Here is a 3,171-nt window from a genome sequence, read left to right on the forward strand (position 1 = left end):
TTCCCTTCGGTGTTTCCGACTCTATCAGATCCTTTCGGCGTCCGATTCCCGGTCGGCGGGATTGTCTTGGGCTTTCCGGGTCTCGCCCGTCGGCCTTTCGACATTCACTACGTTAGCCGATTCCCATCGAGACTCATAATCGAGTTCCGCGAGTTCGAATTCGGGCATGCGGGCATGCAGAATTCGACCCCGTCAGGGGAAGTCGTAGGTAGTGGGTGGCCGCTTCCGGCTGCTGGCGATTGCCGTACCCGGTTCAAGCGGCTCGGGCTACATTACGCACCTTCCAGGGACGCGTCAACTTGAGCGGCGGCGGGGCACATGGGCCCGATAGGGGCTCACCGTCGGATCGTTGGCGATCCAGAACCGCCAAGGGTGGACGTCCCCGTTCCCTCCTTCACCGGCGACTCCGGTCCGCGGACCGTTCCGTACCTGGTCGGAGCGGACGGGGGTACCGGTCAGCATTCGCAGCGGCGCCTCGCCGGCGGCACACGCGTCGGCTCCGTCCAGGGCGCGGGTGACATCCAGGGCGGTGGCCAGGCGGGCCGGGCCTTTGGCCAGTTCGCGGTCGTATCGGGCCGAAAGTCGACGTTTGCGCGCGAGCTCGGCCCCCTCCAGGACCTCGCCGGCCCGGAGCAGGACGGCGCTCGCCCTGCTCTCCGGTCCGCACACCAGGTTCATGCAGAACCACATGCCGTAGGTGAAGTAGACGTACACGTGTCCGGGCGGACCGAACATCACCTCGTTACGGGGGGTGCGGCCACGGTAGGCGTGCGATCCCGGGTCGTTCGGGCCGTCGTACGCCTCCACCTCTGTGAGGCGCACCGCGATCGGCCCCTCCGGGGTGGTGCGGACAAGGGTGCGGCCGAGGAGATCGGGGGCGACCTCCAGTACAGGGCGGTCGAAGAAGCTCCTGGGGAGTGGCGTACGGTCCGGGGGCACGATCATGGCGTCCGAGCCTAGTCCAGGCCGCGGAACCCAAGGGCTGGTCAAGGAATCGTCCGCTTGCCAGGGTGTGGGCCGGAACCGGTCGTGACCGGATCGCGTTTGTAGGGGTCAAAGGTCCGTACGCAAAGGGAGAGTCATGGGCTTCAAGAAGCTGCTCGCGAGCCTGGGTGCCGGTGGGGCGTCCGTCGAGACGGTGCTCACCGAGAGCAACGTCGTACCGGGCGGCGTCGTCCAGGGCGAGGTGCGGATCCAGGGCGGGTCGGTGAACCAGGAGATCCAGGGGCTGTCCGTGGGACTCCAGGCCCGGGTCGAGGTGGAGCACGGCGACGAGGAGTACAAGCAGAACATCGACTTCGGCAAGGTGCGGCTCGGTGGTGCCTTCGAGCTCCAGGCGGGGGCGGTGCACGCGGTGCCGTTCGGGCTGGAGATCCCGTGGGAGACGCCCGTCACGATGATCGACGGGCAGGCGCTGCGCGGGATGCACATCGGGGTGACGACCGAACTGGAGATCGCGCGGGCGGTCGACTCGGGTGACCTCGACCCGATCAACGTGCATCCGCTGCCGGCGCAGAAGGCGATCCTGGACGCCTTCATCCGGCTCGGCTTCCGCTTCAAGAACGCGGACCTGGAGAAGGGGCACATCAGGGGTACCCGGCAGACGCTCCCCTTCTACCAGGAGGTGGAGTTCCACCCGCCGTCCCAGTACCGGGGTCTGAACCAGGTGGAGCTCAGCTTCGTCGCGGACGGGCACGCCATGGACGTCATCCTCGAAATGGACAAGAAGCCCGGCCTGTTCAGCGAGGGCAGCGACACCTTCCGGTCCTTCCAGGTGGGTCTGCACGACTTCCAGGGGACCGACTGGGCGGCGTATCTCAACCAGTGGCTGTCCGAGGTCGGCAGCAAGCGCAACTGGTTCTAGGCTCGGGAACCACGGATTCCGCAATCGATCCGCATCGACCCTATGGATCAGGAGGTACCGAGGTGACCGAGCTCAAGCGGCGGCCTCTCCCCCATGACTTCCACCCGCCCGTGCCGTCGTTCACGGTGACGAGTGACGACGTTGAGGAAGGGGCGACGCTCAAGGACGCTCAGGTCTACGCGAAGGGCAACACCTCGCCGCAGCTGCGGTGGGAGGGCTTCCCGGCCGGGACCAAGAGCTTTGCCGTGACCTGCTACGACCCGGACGCGCCGACGGGCAGTGGGTTCTGGCACTGGTCCGTGTTCGACATCCCGGCCTCGGTGACCGAGCTGCCGACGGGCGCGGGCAGCGGCAAGTTCGAGGGGTTGCCCGAGGGCGCGGTACAGGTGCGCAACGACTACGGGTCGAAGGACTTCGGTGGTGCCGCGCCGCCGCCCGGGGACGGACCGCACCGGTACGTCTTCACGGTGTACGCGGTGGACCAGGAGAAGCTCGGTCCGGATGCCGACGTGTCGCCGGCCGTGGTCGGGTTCAACCTGCGGTTCCACGCGCTCGCGCGTGCGCACCTGATCGGCGAGTACGAGGCTCCCGCGGAGGGCTGACCCGGCTCGCGAAAATCAGTCGAGCGTTCATTGAACGTTTGCCCGCCTCTGGTCTTGGAAGTGATCAGAGGCGGGCAGTTTTTATTGCGTTGTCCATCTCGGCGCGCCCGTCCAGAGTTGATCCAAGCCCGCCGGGGGTGGGCACGGTGCACATGGGAGGTGGGCTGGATGCGTGACACGCTGGTTCTGAACGCGAGTTTCGAGCCGCTGTCCACGGTGACGTTGAACCGCGCCGTTGTCCTGGTGTTGCAGGACAAGGCCGTCGTCGAGCAGGCCCACCCCGAACTGCGCATGCGCGGTGCGGACGTGGACATACCTGCGCCGCGGGTGATCAGGCTGTGCCGGTACGTACGGGTGCCGTTCCGGAGACAGGCGCCCTGGTCGCGGCGGGGGGTGCTGGTCAGGGACCGGCACAGATGCGCCTACTGCGGCCGGCGGGCGACGACCGTGGACCATGTAGTGCCCCGGGCACAGGGTGGGGGCGACTCGTGGCTGAACACGGTGGCTTCGTGCGCGGAGGACAATCACCGGAAGGCCGACCGGACACCGGAGCAGGCGGGGATGCCGTTGCTTCGGAAGCCGTTCGAGCCTTCGCCGCAGGACGCGATGCTGCTCGCGTTGGGGGCCGAGGACTACGCGGCGCTTCCCGGGTGGCTGGCGGGGGATGTGGCCGCCTAGGCAGTTTCGTTTGGATCAGTCGGTCGT

At 67.4% G+C, this 3,171-nt stretch carries 4 protein-coding genes; 3 read left to right on the plus strand and 1 reads right to left on the minus strand.

Translation table 11 applies throughout. The annotated features are described in order from the left end of the window. Positions 1-294 precede the first annotated feature (294 nt). Complete coding sequence (locus AAW13_RS43680; RefSeq protein ID WP_046734680.1) at positions 295-945, minus strand: DNA-3-methyladenine glycosylase; 651 nt, start codon at positions 943-945, stop codon at positions 295-297. Positions 946-1,081: 136 nt separating this feature from the next. Between AAW13_RS43680 and AAW13_RS43685 the strand changes: the two genes are divergently transcribed. The 3 genes from AAW13_RS43685 (at position 1,082) to AAW13_RS43695 (ending at position 3,144) form a co-directional block, all read left to right on the plus strand. Further along, complete coding sequence (locus AAW13_RS43685; RefSeq protein WP_046734681.1) at positions 1,082-1,864, plus strand: sporulation protein; 783 nt, start codon at positions 1,082-1,084, stop codon at positions 1,862-1,864. A 62-nt stretch (positions 1,865-1,926) separates the two neighbouring features. Then, on the plus strand, positions 1,927-2,466 hold the full coding sequence (locus AAW13_RS43690; RefSeq protein WP_046734682.1) for a YbhB/YbcL family Raf kinase inhibitor-like protein: 540 nt from the start codon (positions 1,927-1,929) through the stop codon (positions 2,464-2,466). Positions 2,467-2,634: 168 nt separating this feature from the next. Next, positions 2,635-3,144: an HNH endonuclease gene (locus AAW13_RS43695; protein ID WP_046734683.1), complete on the plus strand. Its 510-nt coding sequence runs from the start codon at positions 2,635-2,637 to the stop codon at positions 3,142-3,144. Positions 3,145-3,171: the final 27 nt, after the last annotated feature.

The sequence above is a fragment of the Streptomyces humi genome (assembly GCF_001005085.2).
Lineage (GTDB): Bacteria > Actinomycetota > Actinomycetes > Streptomycetales > Streptomycetaceae > Streptomyces > Streptomyces humi.

Coding starts and splice junctions, on each gene's coding strand:
- AAW13_RS43680 (WP_046734680.1), bottom strand. CDS start 945: ATGATCGTGCCCCCGGACCGTACGCCACTCCCCAGGAGCTTCTTCGAC.
- AAW13_RS43685 (WP_046734681.1), top strand. CDS start 1,082: ATGGGCTTCAAGAAGCTGCTCGCGAGCCTGGGTGCCGGTGGGGCGTCC.
- AAW13_RS43695 (WP_046734683.1), top strand. CDS start 2,635: ATGCGTGACACGCTGGTTCTGAACGCGAGTTTCGAGCCGCTGTCCACG.